Raw genomic sequence first — 16396 nt, forward strand, 5'->3', positions numbered from 1 at the left:
CACGCTCGACCTAACGGTGTCGAAAGCGCCGGACGCTTCTGTTGCAGAATTCAGTGGATCGTCTGTCGCTCTTGGCATCCGATTACCGGCTGATCGCTGACGTTACGGTGGCCTGGTTTCTCAGCCAGATCCAAGCGTGAGTCCGGTCACCCTCGCTCTTGATGTAGACGTAGCCAGTCTGGTGCCACGGCAGGACGGCATCGCGCTTGTTGTCGAGGATGAAGTCGCCTTGATCGGTCCGGACAGCCATCACGGCATGGCCTGCGCCGAGCTCGTCCAGCACCACGACCATGCGCAGGGCCCGCCGCGGCAATCCAGCTTCGACCAGCAGGCGGCGCTTGAGGATCTGATAGTCTTCACAGTCGCCATACCCGTCGTCCGGGTAGTCCCAGCGGTCGATCACGCCCCAGTGGGCGATGTCTTCCTGCGGCGCCACGGCAGCGTTGACGTGCTTGTTGATCGCCACGATCGCATTCCACACACTCTCATCGAGCTTGATCGTGGCAGGCTCGGCTGGGTTGATCGCGCACTCGCCCGGGCTCCGCTCGCAGAACTCACTCCACGCGGCGGTCGGCTGAGCATTCCCGTCCGCGACCGGGATCCATGCTGTATCGAACTGACGGGTCTCACTTGCTTGAACACGAGGCGCATGAATGGCCGAGAGAACCGAAAGGACGGCGATCAGGATTGTGATCAGAAGCCTCGCGCGGCTTCTCATGGGCATGAGGTCAGTTGGCCAAACAGAGTAACACTCGTGTCTACGTTTGGTTGTCCAAGGCATGTGAGCCTCCGTGGCGGATGATGGCCGGGCTCACCGATCATCAATACGATACCTATCTGTATCGTATTGAGATAGAAGTAGACCGATCTGTAGCTTTTAACAAGCCGCAGGCGACGGCAAAAACAAGAGGATCTCCTTGCATATCTGCGGCCGGGATCGCGGTTGTCGCACCAATAAGCTTCGGATAAAGGCGTACTCAAGATAACACGGGTGAGTATCGTTACGGCCGAGTCGCAGGTGCGGCCCGCCAAACATTGTGTGTTTGGCCTGATTCACGGGAGCGCGCGTCCTCGCCCACGCTCGCGCGGGGTTCGATCGGAGAGAAGTGCCCTAACGTGGGCTGTTGCGGCCGCCTGTGCCTGAACCGGCGATGACGGTCTGCAGGCCTCCGAGTGCGTGCGGCCGATTGTTGATTGCCGCAGGACTGGCATCAACAGCGCGAGGCTCGGCCAATTGCTCTGCTCTTCCTGCAACCCTCAGGCTGCGACCCAGGAGCCCAACTCGTCCAGTTCCGCGTTCATCATCGCCATGGCGCGGGCGCGACAGGCGACCTCCATAGCCGAGCCCAGGTCGGGATGAAGGAGCTTGGCGAGGCGCCGGCGGATCCGGTTGATGTCGGATCGAGATGTCGGGTGCTCCGCACGGATGATAGATCGCGCCGCGGCATAGTACTGCTGAACGCAGGAAGAGATCGCGGCAGCATTGTCGTCGGAGAATGCGACTGCGTCAGGAAGCATACCGGTTATCGCGATCCTGCGGGACCAGGGCTTCATCTGGAATTCCAGGCCGGGGTCTCTTGTGTCGCCGACAAAGACGATCAGGCACTGGCCACCGTCCGTGATAAACCGGGCGGAATAGGCGGTGGAGGTCTGATCAATGACTGTTGCACCATAGACCCATGTGTCATGCGAAAAGGAGGGATGCGGCATCAGATACAATCCCAGGGACAGGGTCTCGCCCGAGTTCGGGATCGTGATGTCGAGCGTCAGAAATCTCTTTGCACGTAGGGGAATGTTGCCGCCGGCCACTTGAGAACTTTGGCGATGCAGCAACCACGACACCACGCCTGTCACACCGTGGTGACGTTTAAGTCGTGCGATGCCCGTCAGAATGGAACCAACCAAGAGCATGATACTGTCCTCGAATCCGCTTCCTGAAAGCCAGTTTGTTCGGAGCACAAACAATCTGGTGCTCGACGATTGATGTTACGTGTTGGCAGTGCATGCTTCGTGTCTCCCGGTTAGATCTGGCAGCCGTTCGTCCTTAATCGACATCGCAAACGATGGAAGATCCAACCTTTGCCTGACTAGCAGGAGCCTGTTAACCGGGCGTTCGAAGCTCTCTGCTGGCCGCGGCTAAGCCGGATCGATATTTATCCCGCAGGAGGGCCATCACACCATCCGCGCTCTCCCGCCCGACCTCCGCGACCAGAAAGCGCCTCAGCCTGTCCTCCGTTGCATGGCGTCGGTCGAAGGCTTCGTTGGCCAGCATATCCGGCGTCTCTGCTGATCGGAGCCGACGTCTGACGAAGGAGGCGGCGCACACCTGCCATTCCTCATTGAGAGGCCTCGCCTCGCTATAGACTGTTAGTATGTCGAATTCGTCGGCGTGGACCGGCTGGTAGGCGAAGAACAGGCAGGCGACAAGTCCAGCGAGCATGGCGTGGCGCCAGTCCGCCTCGAGAGACTTGAGCCATGAGATCGCCCAGCGGCCCGGTAGGTTGGATCGTCCTGTTTAGGTCGTCACCGTACCCTCTGCGGAAGACTGGGTCGGTGTTGCTCAGACCACATGAAGATCCGCCGAAGGGGGACGGATGCAGCGTGGGGAAGGCCTCCAACCAAAACGGGGACCAGCTAAGATCCGACCTGTTAGTAATTCGATCGTGTCGCCGTTGCTTCGTGCATCGGAGATTGCCCGCCCCTTGTTTGGCTCACAGCCGTTGGGAGAGGTCTTCCCCAGCTAAGGGGCTACTCAGATCTCGCGTCGCCCGAACTGGTATAAGCATCTTCCATCCTCTATTTCTCCGCGCGAGCCTGATGCTTGATCGTATCCCGGGTGTGTCCAGATTCCGTGGAACTGTATTGTCATGTAGGAATATGGCCGCTTCTCCCGCATTTGCTCGCGAAGGTTGCTGAGACGGTTCTAGTTCTCGATTGCTAGATCGGGAATTCGGCCCTGCTTTTGCTCAAAAACCATCTGACATTCGCGGGATATACCGTCCGCCTCAAATGAACCACGTCCCTGTACAGCAGGAGCACCCGTACAGGGCCGTGCTATCGCGCACAAAAGCGGCTGGCTTTGTGGTCTGCCCCTACGGCTTTTTGTTCCAACCGCGATGTGCACTCGACGTACATGCGGTCGGGGCGTGGCGGCGGCCGTAGTCTCGACGGCTCGGAACTGCTTTCACGAAAGCACCCTCCCGTCGCGATCGGACGCACAGACACAGGGGACCGGTACTGTATCTCGGAGCTTGAAAGCTACATCAGCATGCAATGGCAGCGGTTTCGGACACAATGGAGATACTTAGGATGATTATTTCTTGCAGGGCTTAACCTAACGGAGAGTCAAATGTCCGACCAGACCAATCATTGCCGCAGCCGCCTCCTAGACACTGCCTCCATATCAATTGCCGGCGCTGACCCGTCGTCGGTCACACACGTGGATGCACTCTCTTCCCCAGCCGTCGAGGTCCATCTGACGCCTAACGATGGTATGAACCGAGTGCTCAAGACCGACAAAAAAATTTACCCAGCAGCCGTATTGGCGGAGTTGAGCATTCTGGTGCGCAATGTACGAGCGGGTTCACCGGATAGTGTTCTTGCCGCTATCGCTGACGCTAAGATAGGAAGAAGCATTGCACTCGGTGGCAATGACAATACCTTGATGCAAGGGGCCTCCTGAGGCGGGCGGTAAAGGATCTGCGGCCCTGTTGCAAGATACCGCTCCCGGATCCCCTAGGCCAACTAAGCCTTCCGCCAACTCAGTCGATAGCCTGGGGATCAGAAACGAGGGAATCAGAATTTCATTAGACCGTGCTACATGATCTTTGAGTTGGTGCGCCGGTGCCCATCCCTTCGGAAGAGACGAGCAGAGTCACCTAGGCACCGGCGTGTCCGGCTGCAGGAGTATTGGAGCTGCGGTCCGCGTGTCAGGCGCGATCGACATCCACCACGGCTTGAGCGAAGGCTTGCGGCGCCTCTTGCGGCAGGTTGTGGCCGATCCCGCCGGTGATCAGCCTATGCTCATACTTGCCCGAGAACTTCTTGGCATAAGCGGCCGGGTCCGGGTGGGGTGCGCCATTGGCATCGCCTTCCAGAGTGATCGTCGGGACACCAATCACCGGGAACGCGGCGAGCCGCGTCTCGAGATCATCGTATTTGGCCTCGCCTTCCGCCAGTCCGAGCCGCCAGCGGTAATTGTGGACCGCGATCGCGACGTGATCCGGGTTGTCGAAGGCCGCGGCGCTGCGATTGAAGGTGGCATCATCGAACTTCCACTTCGGCGAGGCGAGCTCCCAGATCAGCCTGGCGAAATCGCGGCGGTATTTCTCGTACCCGACGCGACCGCGTTCCGTCGCGAAGTAGTACTGATACCACCACTGCAGCTCCGCCTTGGGCGGGAGCGGCATCTTGTTGAGCTCTTGGCTGCCGATCAGGTACCCGCTCACGGAGACCATGGCCTTGACGCGTTCCGGCCAGAGCGCAGCCAGGATGTTGGCGGTCCGGGCGCCCCAGTCGCAGCCGGCGATGACGGCTTTCTCGATCCTGAGAGCATCCATCAGAGCGATGACATCGGCAGCGATCGCCGACTGCTGGCCGTTCCGGGGTGTATCGTCCGACAGGAATCGGGTTGTCCCGTACCCACGCAGATAGGGCACGATCACCCGATAGCCGGCTTGGGCGAGCAGCGGTGCCACATCCACATAGGTATGGATGTCATAGGGCCAGCCGTGCAGGAGGATAATCGGTTTGCCATCAGCGGGACCAGCCTCGGCATAGCCAACATTCAGGGGGCCTGCGTTGACCTGCTTGAGCAAGGCAAATGATGTATGGGTGCCCGGTGAGACCGCCGGAAGGCGCGACGGCGCCTGGTTGCCCAATTGGGCCTGTGCAGCACCCATCACCCGGAGTTGGGTCGCCGCTACGGACAGTGCGGCCGCACCCACCAAGCGCCGTCGGAGATGATTGATATCCTCTGTCATCGATTTTTCCCTCACCGAATAGTCACAGTTGCAGGATCCGACATTCATGTATCTCCAATGTGTTCCCGCGGGGACAATTTCGAAAGGCTGTGTAGGAACGAGCCGGGGAGACACACTGCTATACAGATATGACCGTTGCGACTCTGCTCGCCGGAACATGGCTAAGACCGACGGGCTTCAGTGTTGCCTTCGCGAGCCGGACGTTTTGTACGATATTGTATCAGGCATCCAGAAAACGGCTTTGGCTTACACTTCTCCACGATCTGAAAACATGTCGGATACTCGGCTAGGGCATCCCAGGGCTCTGCTGGTCGACAGAGTGGTCAGCCTCAACAAGGGATACTCTACCATGCCGAACATCGAAAAGATCCTCTATACGGGCAAGACCCGCACGTCCGGTGGCCGCGATGGTGCGTCCCGAAGCGACGACGGTCGTCTTGATATCAAGCTGTCCCACTTCGGGAGCACAGGGAGCGGCACCAATCCGGAGCAACTCTTTGCAGCCGGGTGGTCGGCCTGCTTTCTCAGCGCGATTGGCATCGCAGCTAGCAAAAGGAAGATTGCTCTTCCCGAGGACCACGCGGTCGATGCGGAGGTCGACGTTGGACACACTGGCGACGCCTATTTCCTCCAGGCCCGTCTCAACGTGAGCCTGCCGGGCATCGATGCCGCAACTGCTCGAGCGCTAGTCGACGAAGCCCACCAGACGTGCCCTTACTCCAAGGCCACACGTGGGAACATCGACGTTACGATCGCGCTCGCCTAAGGGACGCCGCCTCTTGGAACCGCCGAAGGCTGATGCCGAGGGCGGCCCCTCATCCGCCGAGGACGAGCCACAGAATAGGGGATGCTCAATGCGTATCTTCATAGCGGCCATAGCCGCGCTTGCAATCGCCGCGGCGCCTTGTGCCTGGGATAGCGACCCGCGGGAATTGCCCGCAATAGTTGCTCTGTTCGCCAATTAATCTCCTCTGACCACCGTTTACTTTCTAAGGTACTTTTGAGGCGGCGAACACCTCCTGAAAATTGCGTTCGAGAACTAGTCGTTGACTCATCTTCACATCCTTAAGACGAAAGGACCTCCCTATGAAAACGCCTCGACTTATTGCAGCAGCGATGCTGATCGTCGGCAGCGGATTGTCGTTGCCATCGGCGCACGCGCAGCAGCCGACTAATCAAGTCATGCAGTCCTCAGGCATTGGTCGCACCGATGTCCTGAAGAACGACCTCAGCCAACCCGGACGAGAGGTCATCCAGACGCGCGTCGATTTCCCCCCGGGAGTGACGGCCGCCGCTCACACGCATCCAGGCGAAGAGGTCGCCTACATCCTCGAAGGGACGCTGGAATACAACCTTGAGGGCAGGCCTCCGATTACGCTCAAGGCTGGTGAGGCCCTGTTCATCCCGGCAGGAACGGCCCACTGGGTCAGGAACGTCGGCCCGGGTAAGGCGTCGGAGCTCGCCACGTATCTGGTCGAGAAAGAAAAGCCACTCGTAACATTCAAATGAGCGATGCGGCCTCCACGGGTCGTGGCTTTGCAGAGGAGACAATCATGGGTGTTCCAATTTGGTTACGGATCGGTGATGCCAGCGGCATTCCTTCTGCGACGAAGAAGCGAAATGGTCCGGTGTGGGTCATTGCCGAGAGTTCCAGTGGTCTCGGCTTAACCCTGGCCAAAGCTGTTCTCCGACAGGGTCATCGGGTGGTCCTCGCCGCCCTCAACACGGCGGCGGTGCAGGATCTGGCAGATCCCTTTCCACATACGGCAATCGTCGCGGCTCTCGATAGCACAAAGCCGGACGACATTGCTTGCATCATTCAGGAAGCCAAGAAACGGTTCGGTTCTGTGGATGTCCTCGTGAACACTGCTGGTGTTGGCTACATCCCAGCGGTAGGGAAGGGTGACGAGAAAGCCACCGGCCGACAGATCGATTTGAATTTCTCTGACCTTACTACGACCTGACCGCGGCGGTGCCCGCCCGGATCCTCGATAAGTGGTTGGCTAGTCCGCGTCTGAGTGCTCTCACAATGGAGGGGCCAGTCGGCACGTATGGTATTCGTATTGGGCGAGGGTAGGGAAAACTGCTTGAAGACTCGCCACCATCGCCTGTTCAACAATTGGTGAAATGGGCGCCTTCAGTCTTGGCCTCGGGCTGGGGAGGTGCTTACCCGTGAGGCTCACGTGCAGGGAGTTTCCTGATGTCATTTCGCAAGCCCGCCCACCTTGCCGCGGCTGCCCTTTCACTCGCACTTGCCGCCGCATCGCCGGCCTCTGCCGACGATCCCGTGAAAGTAAAGGTCTTCATCGGTTCGATGTTTGAGATCGGCCAGAACACCGGCGACCGGGCCGGCGAGTTCCAGCACTGGTACGAGCGCTACTTCAGCCAGAGCAAGCCAATCACCGTCAAGGGTGCCCCCAACCCGGTGTACTGCAACGACGATGGCGTCTGTGGATCCGTCTTCGGCATGGGCAAGGTTGCCTCATCCGCATCGGTGCAGGCGATCATCCTGAACCCGCAGTTCGACATGTCGGATGCCTACTTCATCGTCAGCGGGGTTGCCGGCACGCCGCCCGAGCGCGGGACTATCGCCGACGTCAGCTGGGCCACCTGGCTGGTCGACTATGATCTCGGCCATCGCTGGGCGCCGGAGGAGGGGGAGCCGGGCGCCCCAACCTTCATGCCGCGAAAAGGTTATGAGAAGGTCCGGCTGTTCCAGCTCAATCCCGATCTCGTCGGCTGGGCGATGCAACTGACGGGTAAGGCCAACCTGAAGGACTCGGAGTCGGCGCGGTCCTATCGCATGCGCTACCCGCAGGAGTCCGCCCGGCGTGCACCGGCGGTGAAAACCGGCACCCACATGACTGGGGACACTTTCTTCCATGGTCCGGGAATGTCAGCTCAAGCACAGTACATCGCTAAGCTCTACGGGGCCGACGACTACATCATCACCGAGATGGAGGTGGCTGGGATAGCCCAAGTGGTTCAGCGCACGCTGGGACACCAAAGGCTTATGAGCCTACGTGGCGCGGTGAACTTCGACCAGGGCAATCCCAACGAGACCACCCTCCAACATCTCGACCCCGCCCCGGGGCAGACGGCAGGCGGGTTTGCTGAGACAGTCGACAACATCGCAGCTGTCGGCAGCCGGATGGTGGATCACATCATATCCCACTGGTCGGAGTGGAAGAATGGGGTTCCGCCACTGCCCCGGCAATAGGGCATAAGCCTCGGAGCCTGCCCTCGTCGGCTGGCCAAGAAGGCCAGGACGCGAAGGGGGAAGCAGGAATGCTCTCTTGGTGTGAGAGTCTCCTCGGAGGCCCTGACACCAAGGCGTTCGTGCAGCGTGTTCGCAGCCTTCAGTGCTTGTGAGATCCGGTCTCGGGCACGGTGAACGTCACCGTCTGTCCGGTGAAGACCTGGTGCTCGGGGCTGGCCAGCTCGAGCTTCACCTTATGCTCGCCCGGCGGCAGCCCGACCACGACGATGGTATTGGTCCCACCACCCGTGTCTGCCCATCGCCAGGGCGCATCGTCGACGGTGACGTGCAAATGCCCGACCCGTGGAGAGACCCGGCTGGCAACTTCCCCGAACAACGGCAGAATGCGGAAGTTCTCCGTCCGGTACGGGATCAGGACGGCGCCTCGGGCCAGCGGTCCGGGAAGTGGAGCGTCCACGATCAGCTTGGGGGCGGGCTCGTTCTCGATGGGGAAGAACACAGGGGGATTGCCGGGTTGGTTTGCGCCCTGGGCGAGGGCGCCCGTGGTGAGCACAGTGGCCGCCGCAGCTGCGGCGAGCATCTTGATGAGCATGGTCATCGCATTGTCTCCTTTAGATCAGATAGGGCGCCTAAACCCTCATGGACCAGCCGATGATGGAAATGCCCATCGACACAATCGGAGGGAACTGAATAGCCGCGGCTCACAGTTGCCCTCGGATTGTCAGGTTGATCCTAACCCCGCTTCGTATCCCGAATGTGTTCGGATGCTCGCAAACTGTATCGCCATGTAGACGAGAGGCCGTCCGCATTCACACGGCAGACGGCGCCGCACCAAGATGCAGCGACGCTCTCCGGAATATCATGCATGTCCCATGCCTATGGCGGGGAGGAGGCCATGATCGTCAATCCCTCAAGCGCATCCAGCTCAGCCTGCTGTTTTGGCAACTAGAACGGGTTGGGCCCGGTAGATGGTGGGGAAGAAACGCCTCAGGGCTTCGATCTTCGGCCGCTCAAGGACGGCGATGTACGGCTGCCCGGGATTGTTGTACATGTAGTCCTGGTGGTAGCCCTCTGCCTCGTAGAAGGGCCTCCCGAGTTCAACTGTCGTCGCGATCGCTGAGTTGAACGCTTTGGCTTCGTCCAGTTGTTGGATGTAACGGTTTGCGACTTTCGCCTGCTGCTCGTTGACAGGAAAGATCGCAGAGCGATACTGCGGACCAATGTCGGGTCCCTGGCGATCGAGTTGCGTCGGATCATGGGCCGCCGAGAAGAAGATGCGAAGCAGCGTCCCGTAGCTGATCTTCTGAGGATCGAACACGATACGAACCGCTTCGGCGTGGCCTGTCAGGCCGGTTTCCGTCTGCTCGTAGGTGGCAGTCTCTGCACTGCCTCCAGCATATCCGGACGTCGCGCTGACAACGCCTTCGACATGCTGAAACACGCCCTGAATGCCCCAGAAGCAGCCTCCGGCGAGAACGGCTGTCTGCAAGCCGTCCTCGTTGGGGACGTCGACCAGGGCAGCTGGCACCAGCCGCGGAGCCTCCGCGGCCGAAGGTACTTGGCCGATGATGGCAAAGCCGAGAAGTCCGAGCATTGCGCCAAAAACAATCGCTTTGCTCGATTTCCGGCGAGATCTAATAGGATGCCGATCGTCAGTAAGCATGACGTTTACTCCTTAGCCGAACGTGAACACATAGGCCTCGACGCCGGCATCCAAGAAGCGGATCTCGAACGTCCGTTCCTGCACGTCACCCTCTTGTCGGATTAGCTGGTAGAGCCGGGTTCCCGAAACGGAGCCATTGCCGGCCGCGTCGACGTCGGCGCCCCGGTTCGTACTGGGAGCCTTGCCGTCGACGGTTACCTGGAACCGCACCGGTTTGCCCCTCGGGCCAGGGCCGAGAACAAGATGCAAGTCCCTCGCCCGGAACCTGTAGGAGATTGCCCCTCCGGCCTGGTTGAGCTGAGCTTGCTCGGCTCCAACCGTCCAGTTCCCAGCGAGACCCCACTGGTTGAGCCGCAACCGGCCCACCGTGTAGGCGCGTGCCTCATCGGCTCCCATCGCCTCAGGCGAGGCAAAGCTGGAGGCTCGCTGGTAGCCGACATAGGTCTCACCGGATCTCGCTCGGGCAAGATCCGGGGCGGCTTCAGCACCCTGCGCGTCCGGGGCCACGAAGCCGACGGCGGTTCTCCGGCCACCTTTTGCTTCAGCCAGCAGCTCCTGAATGACCTGCTCTGACCCCTCGTAATCACCTTCACCAAAGTGATGATGCCTGATCTGCCCCTCTGCATCGATGAAGTAGTGAGCGGGCCAGTAGCTGTTCCCGAACGCGCGCCAGATCTTGAAGTCGTTGTCGACCGCCACCGGATAAGAGATCCCGAAGTTCTGGATCGCGCGCTTTACATTGTCGATCTTCTTTTCGAACGCGAACTCCGGAGCATGTACGCCGATCACGACCAGGCCCTGATCCTTGTATTTCTCGGCCCAGGCCCGCACGTAGGGGACCGTGCGAATGCAGTTGATGCAGGAGTACGTCCAGAAGTCGACGAGAACGACCTTTCCGCGTAGCTGTTCAGCCGTCAGCGGCTCGGAATTCAGCCACTGCACGGCACCATCGAGGGATGGAAACGTGCCCTCGATCGGCAGGCTGCTGCGGTAGCTTTGGCGAGCATCGTTTGCGGCCAGCCGCATGCTCGGCCCGGTGGAGCCTGTCGAGGCTGCCTCGGAGTTCTCATGAACCCGATCCAGCAAGGTCTGTTCGATCCCGGCTGTGCTCGCATAGGACAGGCGCGTCAAAAGGCCGGTGTCGAGGCCGAGGGTGATGGCCGCAACGCCCGCGAGAACTGCGGCGCCCAAGCCCTGGCGGATGCGGTGCCCAACACCGAGCGAGCGCTTCATCGCTGCGAATACCCGTCCTCCTGCTAGGACGGCTAGGGCCAAGGATGTTGCCGCGCCGGCGGCATAGGTCCCCAACAGCAACGATGTCTGCGGATTGGCTCCCTGGAGAGCGGCTCCTGTCAGGACCAAGCCCAGAACCGGTCCAGCGCAGGGGGCCCACAGCAGGCCCGTCGCCGCACCGAGCAGCAGTGATCCGCCGACGCTCGGCTTGTCTGAAGCTCCTGTACCAGAGAGCCGATCACCGAGGGCAACGATCGGGCGGGTCAGGACGGCTGCAGCGCGGGACGAGATCAGGGTGATGCCAAACACCGCCAGCAGGGCGATGGCAGCAAAGCGTCCGATCTCGTTCGCGTGCACTGCCCAACTTCCGCCCACGGCAGCGAGCGTCGCGACCGCGGCGAAGGTGGCCGCCATGCCGACCAGCATCGGCAAAACGCTGCGGGCGAAGGGCTGGCCGGCCCGGGAAAAGACAAACGGTAGGATGGGCAGAATACAGGGGCTGACGATGGTCAGCACCCCCGCCAGATAAGAAGCGACGAACAGGGTCATGGCTGGTCCTCTGAGACGCGGCCAATGCAGGATGAGGTTTGGCCGGTGTTGAGCTCGCTTCAGAGTTGATCAGCGCGAAGTATCCCGCATGTTTCCTGGAAGGGCAGAATTGTAACAGAGTGTAGGAGGAGCACCTCATCCGCAAGCCGGGCAAATATGGGTGCCGGCCAGTCGACATGATCGATCAATACAAAATGCCCAGAGCTCCGCGCTCGCGTGCTGTGCCGGCGAACACACCACGCGCAGGTGGCGTCACCCGATAACGATCTCGGCAACGAGCCCCCCTTCAGACCTGTTCCTGAGATGAAGCGAGCCACCAATGGCCAAGGCCAGCTGGTGTGCTATGGCCAATCCGAGGCCGGTTCCGCCCGTATTGCGGTTGCGGGACTGTTCGAGCCGATAGAAGGGCTGCAGGACAGCCTCGAGCTGGCCCTCCGGAATGCCGGGCCCGTGATCGAGCACGGTGATGCAGGTCCGCCCCTCAGGGGTTCTCCGGACGTTGACTTCCGCTTCCCCGGCGAATTTGAGCGCGTTGTCGATGAGGTTCGTCACGATGCGCCGGAGTGCATGGGGCCGTGTCACCACCACGGTGTCGGTCGTCTCCTGAGACGTCACGGCCTTTCCGGTGTCCTGATAATCAAAGACGATGCTTTCGACGAAAGAACCAATATCGATACGGGCTGGCTTCTCGGAATTGCCGTGAGCGGTTCTGGCATAGGTCACGCCTTCCCGTACAAGCCTCTCGATTTCCGCAAGATCGCTGGTCAGCTTGTCCTTCTCCGGACTGTCCTCCGCCATCTCGGCACGCAGTTTCATGCGCGTAATCGGGGTCTGAAGATCGTGGGAAATGGCGGCAAGGATCTGCACACGTTCTTCGAGATAATGGGCGATCCGATCCCGCATCGCATTAAAGGCCGTGGCCGCATAGGCGACCTCCTTCGGCCCGGTCTCCTCCAGCCGATCTGCCTTCTGGCTGGGATCCAAAGCCTCGACGGCATTGGCGAGTTGAAGAAGGGGTCTAATCGCCAGACGCACCGCCAGACCGGTGCAAAGGATGAGAAGCAGGAGCTGTGCGACCAGAACGTAAGGAAGCCAGACCGCAAGAGGCATGACCTTTGGCTTCAGATCGATCGTGACCGGAGTGCCGTCACTAAGCGTCACATGCGCCTGAAGACGTTGCGGGTTGCCGGGAATGCTTTCCACCGTGACTGGAAAACGCCGTCCCGCTGCCTCGTTGATGGTTTCAGCAACCTCGGTATTCAGACCGCTGAGCTCAGGAACACCGGGCAGACCTGAACCGAGTTCATAGCGGTAGTTTTCTCGTGCCAGCATCGGGACCCATTGCTGCCGTTCGTTCGCAGGCAGGCGATCGAGCAGGGCAATCGAAATGCCGACGTCCTTTTCCAGATTGCCAAGCATCATCGTCTTGGCAGTCATGTAGCGCTCCAGAAACAACACACCGAAGGAAAAGGCATGCGCCACGGCCAAGCCGGCAAAGAGGATGAGAAAAATCCGCCACCGCAGGGTCCGCGGAGGATGAAGAAGCCCTCGAAGCCAGCCGATCCGGTTCATGGCCGGACCGTGGTGATCTCAACCGGCATCGCGAGGACATAGCCTTCAGCCCGAACGGTTTTGATATAGGCCGGCTCGCGAGCATCGTCGCGCAGGCGCTGCCGCAGCCGGCTGACGAGCAGGTCGATCGAGCGGTCGAACAGTTCGGCTTCGCGTCCCTGGGTCAGATTGAGAAGCTGATCGCGGGAGAGGACCCGTTGCGGATGGTCCAAGAAGACGCGAAGCAGGCGATACTCGGCCCCGCTCAGCGCGACAGCGGTTCCGTCCTGGTCGAGGAGATGCCTCATCGTGGTATCGAGCTGCCATGCGCCAAAGGTCAGCAGTTGCCCGACCTCAGTCACCTGAAGATTCGGCGGCAGCATGCGGGTGCGGCGGAGGATTGCGTTGATCCTGGCGAGCAGTTCTCGCGCGGCAAAGGGTTTGATCAGATAGTCGTCCGCTCCCATCTCGAGGCCGATGATCCTATCCGTCTCGTCGCTCCGGGCGGTCAGCATCAGGATCGGTGTGGCCTTGTGCTTGCCCGCCCGGAGCTCACGGCACAGCACAAGCCCGTCATCGCCCGGCATCATGACATCAAGGACGATCAGGTCGACCCGGTCGGCTTCGAGAAAGGACCGCATTTGCCGTCCATCCGCCGCGACCGTCACCCGCAGTCCATTCTTCTTCAGGTAGCTGGAGACAAGCTCCCGGATCTCTCGGTCGTCATCCACGATCAGGATGTGGTCTGCATGCTCCATACCTATCGCCCTCAGAATCTGCCTGATGCACTTTAGCAGTTCGATGGACCGGGAAACCTCAGCCTTCAAAGAGATTTGTATTGATCTGTATCAGACCCTGTGACGGATACATGACCTGACAAAACTCCCGTCAGCTCAAAGCAAGTTTGTTGCATTTGCGCCCGCGAAGGCGCCTTCTCCGGTCGAGGTAGGCACCAGGAAGTATGACTCACGGTGATCGCCAGGGGCTCCTGTGCCGCCGGATCGGCCTTGACCACACCATGGCCGCGGTCGGGTTGCCCGACGCGTTGCTCCCCACTCAGCGTCCTTGAAGACATAGGGGGAGCCATGAGAACGGGGCCCGCACGGTCATCGGAATGAGGCGCGGATCTCCTCAATGACCAGCTCCGGGCTTTGAAGGTGGGCGTAGTGTCCGATATCGGGAAGAATCTGGATGTCCGCATTGATCTTTTGCGCGAACTCAATCCCCATCTCCTTTTTGATATAGATATCCTTCTCGCCCCAAACCACTTTCACCGGCGTTCTGAGCTTGCCTATGTTCGCCTCGAAGTAGTCTTCATCCCGCGTAAATTTCGAGTAGTAGTGATAGAATGCGTCGGCCGATGTCATGCCGCCATGGCTCCATCCGCGGAAGACGTCATCCTTGAAGTCTGCGGACACCTCAAACTGTGCTTCTTTGGGAAGGCCTCCCCTCACGGCGGTATCGAGAATTTCCGCACCGGTCCTGCTTTTGTAGGCGGCGAGCGTCGCAGCTGCCGAAGGTTCCGACTTCAGGCTCTGCAACCGGTCGTGCATGTACTGGGGCCTGTTGAACGGCGCGAAGTCACCAACAATAATAGTCCTGGCGATCTGCGGGTCTTCGAGAGCCGCAAGAAGTGCCGGGAGGGCTCCGATATCCGTTGCGTAGATCGTCAGCTTCGATGTGACGATGTCTGCCTTCTTGATGTAATCCTGCAAAACACGGGCATAGTCCTTGGGTGAATAAGAGAACTTGTCAGCCAGGGGGCGCGATGAAAGACCGTAGCCTGGCCAATCAATCGCGTGGACTTCGTAGTCCGCGGACAGCGCCAGGGACATGTCCCTCCAGGCACACAGCGTCTCAGGAAAGCCGTGCAGGAGAAGCACGGTTCCCTTCGGGCTCGCAGTATGCACCACCATCCTTCTAAGCGTGATGTCAGGATCGACCTCGGTGTACCCGATGTCCAGTTTCTGAGCATGTGCTGGAGGATTGCTGTTGCAACCCCAAGCCGTCGAGGAACCGAGAAAAAGAGCAAAAAGCGCGGGTAGCGATAACCTGAACATGTCAGTATCCCTCATGCCCGTGTCGGTTCATCGAATCAGGCGATCAATCTGCGCCTGTAGCGCCGGACCGATCAGCAGGATCGCGGGAACCACGACCACGTATGCGATACCCCAGGACCGCAACCATACCAGGGCGAACGTCCCAGAGAAACCCACATTGAGCGCGATCAGGACGAACGAGATGATCCCTGTCGTCACGACGCCCATCGAGAGGGCGAAGGCGATTTTCCGTTTCAACTTCACATTCATGAGTTTCTCCTACTGAGTGGATAAGCCGGAGTCGGCGAAAATCGTGTCGGACATGGCCCGTCGGCTGGAGGATCACAGCTGCCGTTGAACCGTGCGAGAGAGCCTAGGTGAACCGCACGTCGCTGATGTCGATCGAGACCAGCAGGACATCCAGGTTCGGCTTATGGTCTGGCCCACGCAGATACGCACGCCGCTTGCTGGGCAGGCGGATCCCATCAGCTTCGATGTAGTCATCAACGATCTGCGCCGCTGCAAACCCACCGGCGACATCAACGGCGTAGTCATGCCTGCGCAGGGACAGATCGTCTGCGAAGTAGAAGTCCTGAATTCGGCTGTGGGTGGCAATCGCGTCCGGGAACTCTACCCGCAACACCCGCCAGATCCGACTCCCTTCTGCCCAGGGCTCGACCTCTTGGACCCGGACCCCTTCCATCGTGAACAGGAACGGGGTCGTGAGATAGGTCCACATGGCATACCCGTTGAAGTAAGTCCGGTGCAGCGGGTCCCAAGGCGTGTCGAGACCATGGCCGGCAAACGACGCTCTCGGGTGCATGCGTTCGTTCATAACCGAGCCATCACTCCCGACGATGGCAATTCGCTCGGGCGTGAACTCCGTATGCCAGTCAGGGTCGCCGAATGGCTTGAGCGAAGCGCGTTCCTCGTGGAGGGACACGGTCATGCGGCGCGGGTTCGGATCCTGGATCAGGCCCTTGAGGCCCCAGAGACCTCCGCCCGTGACGATTGTCGCTTCCCCTAGTGTGACGGATCGCCAGCGGTCGAGCCCACCGTGAACCTCAATCACATCTGCAAGCAACTTGTTCATTGTGAGCTCCTCTCTTGGAGTGCTGAATCCGGGGTCGGCGACGGCGCTTCTCACGCTATTCGACAA

Annotated in this window: 17 protein-coding genes; 5 read left to right on the forward strand and 12 right to left on the reverse strand. The window is 60.1% G+C overall.

The window, feature by feature from the left end; all coding sequences use genetic code 11:
- Window positions 1-82: 82 nt before the first annotated feature.
- The 3 genes from DRB19_RS06295 to DRB19_RS06305 all read right to left on the reverse strand — a co-directional run bounded on the left by DRB19_RS06295 (window position 83) and on the right by DRB19_RS06305 (window position 2440).
- Window positions 83-718: a transglutaminase-like cysteine peptidase gene (locus tag DRB19_RS06295; protein WP_245439298.1), complete on the reverse strand. Its 636-nt coding sequence runs from the start codon at window positions 716-718 to the stop codon at window positions 83-85.
- A 539-nt stretch (window positions 719-1257) separates the two neighbouring features.
- Window positions 1258-1911, reverse strand: coding sequence for a hypothetical protein (locus DRB19_RS06300; protein ID WP_114185176.1), 654 nt, complete (start codon window positions 1909-1911; stop codon window positions 1258-1260).
- Between the two features lie 190 nt (window positions 1912-2101).
- The gene (locus DRB19_RS06305) at window positions 2102-2440 is read right to left on the reverse strand and encodes a hypothetical protein (RefSeq protein ID WP_114185177.1); all 339 of its coding nucleotides are present in this window, start codon (window positions 2438-2440) and stop codon (window positions 2102-2104) included.
- A 909-nt stretch (window positions 2441-3349) separates the two neighbouring features.
- On the opposite strand from DRB19_RS06305, the gene DRB19_RS06310 reads away from it, so the two are divergent.
- Window positions 3350-3682, forward strand: a complete 333-nt coding sequence (locus tag DRB19_RS06310) for a hypothetical protein (protein ID WP_114185178.1) — start codon at window positions 3350-3352, stop codon at window positions 3680-3682.
- Window positions 3683-3929: 247 nt separating this feature from the next.
- Here DRB19_RS06310 and DRB19_RS06315 read toward each other — a convergent pair whose 3' ends face one another.
- Window positions 3930-4982: an alpha/beta fold hydrolase gene (locus tag DRB19_RS06315; protein ID WP_114185179.1), complete on the reverse strand. Its 1053-nt coding sequence runs from the start codon at window positions 4980-4982 to the stop codon at window positions 3930-3932.
- 349 nt (window positions 4983-5331) lie between these two features.
- On the opposite strand from DRB19_RS06315, the gene DRB19_RS06320 reads away from it, so the two are divergent.
- The 4 genes from DRB19_RS06320 to DRB19_RS06335 all read left to right on the forward strand — a co-directional run bounded on the left by DRB19_RS06320 (window position 5332) and on the right by DRB19_RS06335 (window position 8202).
- Window positions 5332-5748, forward strand: coding sequence for an organic hydroperoxide resistance protein (locus DRB19_RS06320; RefSeq protein ID WP_114185180.1), 417 nt, complete (start codon window positions 5332-5334; stop codon window positions 5746-5748).
- A gap of 320 nt (window positions 5749-6068) precedes the next feature.
- Window positions 6069-6491: a cupin domain-containing protein gene (locus DRB19_RS06325; RefSeq protein WP_114185181.1), complete on the forward strand. Its 423-nt coding sequence runs from the start codon at window positions 6069-6071 to the stop codon at window positions 6489-6491.
- A 44-nt stretch (window positions 6492-6535) separates the two neighbouring features.
- Window positions 6536-6946 (forward strand): SDR family NAD(P)-dependent oxidoreductase, encoded by a 411-nt coding sequence (locus tag DRB19_RS06330; RefSeq protein WP_162815605.1) that lies wholly within the window; start codon window positions 6536-6538, stop codon window positions 6944-6946.
- A gap of 236 nt (window positions 6947-7182) precedes the next feature.
- On the forward strand, window positions 7183-8202 hold the full coding sequence (locus DRB19_RS06335) for a purine-nucleoside phosphorylase (protein WP_114185183.1): 1020 nt from the start codon (window positions 7183-7185) through the stop codon (window positions 8200-8202).
- Between the two features lie 139 nt (window positions 8203-8341).
- Here DRB19_RS06335 and DRB19_RS06340 read toward each other — a convergent pair whose 3' ends face one another.
- From DRB19_RS06340 to DRB19_RS06375, 8 genes are all read right to left on the reverse strand, one after another.
- On the reverse strand, window positions 8342-8800 hold the full coding sequence (locus tag DRB19_RS06340; RefSeq protein WP_114185184.1) for a DUF6130 family protein: 459 nt from the start codon (window positions 8798-8800) through the stop codon (window positions 8342-8344).
- A gap of 327 nt (window positions 8801-9127) precedes the next feature.
- Window positions 9128-9865, reverse strand: coding sequence for a peptide-methionine (S)-S-oxide reductase MsrA (msrA, locus tag DRB19_RS06345; RefSeq protein WP_114185185.1), 738 nt, complete (start codon window positions 9863-9865; stop codon window positions 9128-9130).
- Between the two features lie 12 nt (window positions 9866-9877).
- Window positions 9878-11647: a cytochrome c biogenesis protein DipZ gene (locus DRB19_RS06350; protein ID WP_114185186.1), complete on the reverse strand. Its 1770-nt coding sequence runs from the start codon at window positions 11645-11647 to the stop codon at window positions 9878-9880.
- Window positions 11648-11899: 252 nt separating this feature from the next.
- On the reverse strand, window positions 11900-13219 hold the full coding sequence (locus DRB19_RS06355) for a HAMP domain-containing sensor histidine kinase (protein ID WP_114185187.1): 1320 nt from the start codon (window positions 13217-13219) through the stop codon (window positions 11900-11902).
- Complete coding sequence (locus DRB19_RS06360) at window positions 13216-13956, reverse strand: response regulator (protein ID WP_114185188.1); 741 nt, start codon at window positions 13954-13956, stop codon at window positions 13216-13218. The genes DRB19_RS06355 and DRB19_RS06360 overlap by 4 nt, the downstream gene beginning before the upstream one ends.
- Window positions 13957-14304: 348 nt before the next feature.
- Entirely contained in the window at window positions 14305-15258 is a 954-nt protein-coding gene (locus tag DRB19_RS06365) for an alpha/beta fold hydrolase (protein ID WP_114185220.1), read from the reverse strand.
- Between the two features lie 27 nt (window positions 15259-15285).
- Entirely contained in the window at window positions 15286-15507 is a 222-nt protein-coding gene (locus tag DRB19_RS06370; RefSeq protein WP_114185189.1) for a DUF2798 domain-containing protein, read from the reverse strand.
- A gap of 103 nt (window positions 15508-15610) precedes the next feature.
- The gene (locus tag DRB19_RS06375; RefSeq protein WP_114185190.1) at window positions 15611-16330 is read right to left on the reverse strand and encodes a hypothetical protein; all 720 of its coding nucleotides are present in this window, start codon (window positions 16328-16330) and stop codon (window positions 15611-15613) included.
- Between the last annotated feature and the right edge of the window lie 66 nt (window positions 16331-16396).

Source organism: Microvirga aerophila (assembly GCF_003332305.1).
Classification (GTDB): Bacteria; Pseudomonadota; Alphaproteobacteria; order Rhizobiales; family Beijerinckiaceae; genus Microvirga; species Microvirga aerophila.

Bases quoted from the DNA above. Each gene is read 5' to 3' on its own strand.
- DRB19_RS06370 (WP_114185189.1), bottom strand. From the start codon at position 15,507: ATGAATGTGAAGTTGAAACGGAAAATCGCCTTCGCCCTCTCGATGGGC.
- DRB19_RS06360 (WP_114185188.1), bottom strand. From the start codon at position 13,956: ATGGAGCATGCAGACCACATCCTGATCGTGGATGACGACCGAGAGATC.
- DRB19_RS06295 (WP_245439298.1), bottom strand. From the start codon at position 718: ATGAGAAGCCGCGCGAGGCTTCTGATCACAATCCTGATCGCCGTCCTT.
- DRB19_RS06330 (WP_162815605.1), top strand. From the start codon at position 6,536: ATGGGTGTTCCAATTTGGTTACGGATCGGTGATGCCAGCGGCATTCCT.
- DRB19_RS06365 (WP_114185220.1), bottom strand. From the start codon at position 15,258: ATGTTCAGGTTATCGCTACCCGCGCTTTTTGCTCTTTTTCTCGGTTCC.
- DRB19_RS06320 (WP_114185180.1), top strand. From the start codon at position 5,332: ATGCCGAACATCGAAAAGATCCTCTATACGGGCAAGACCCGCACGTCC.
- msrA (WP_114185185.1), bottom strand. From the start codon at position 9,865: ATGCTTACTGACGATCGGCATCCTATTAGATCTCGCCGGAAATCGAGC.
- DRB19_RS06300 (WP_114185176.1), bottom strand. From the start codon at position 1,911: ATGCTCTTGGTTGGTTCCATTCTGACGGGCATCGCACGACTTAAACGT.
- DRB19_RS06310 (WP_114185178.1), top strand. From the start codon at position 3,350: ATGTCCGACCAGACCAATCATTGCCGCAGCCGCCTCCTAGACACTGCC.
- DRB19_RS06375 (WP_114185190.1), bottom strand. From the start codon at position 16,330: ATGAACAAGTTGCTTGCAGATGTGATTGAGGTTCACGGTGGGCTCGAC.
- DRB19_RS06305 (WP_114185177.1), bottom strand. From the start codon at position 2,440: ATGCTCGCTGGACTTGTCGCCTGCCTGTTCTTCGCCTACCAGCCGGTC.
- DRB19_RS06355 (WP_114185187.1), bottom strand. From the start codon at position 13,219: ATGAACCGGATCGGCTGGCTTCGAGGGCTTCTTCATCCTCCGCGGACC.
- DRB19_RS06335 (WP_114185183.1), top strand. From the start codon at position 7,183: ATGTCATTTCGCAAGCCCGCCCACCTTGCCGCGGCTGCCCTTTCACTC.
- DRB19_RS06325 (WP_114185181.1), top strand. From the start codon at position 6,069: ATGAAAACGCCTCGACTTATTGCAGCAGCGATGCTGATCGTCGGCAGC.
- DRB19_RS06340 (WP_114185184.1), bottom strand. From the start codon at position 8,800: ATGACCATGCTCATCAAGATGCTCGCCGCAGCTGCGGCGGCCACTGTG.
- DRB19_RS06350 (WP_114185186.1), bottom strand. From the start codon at position 11,647: ATGACCCTGTTCGTCGCTTCTTATCTGGCGGGGGTGCTGACCATCGTC.
- DRB19_RS06315 (WP_114185179.1), bottom strand. From the start codon at position 4,982: ATGACAGAGGATATCAATCATCTCCGACGGCGCTTGGTGGGTGCGGCC.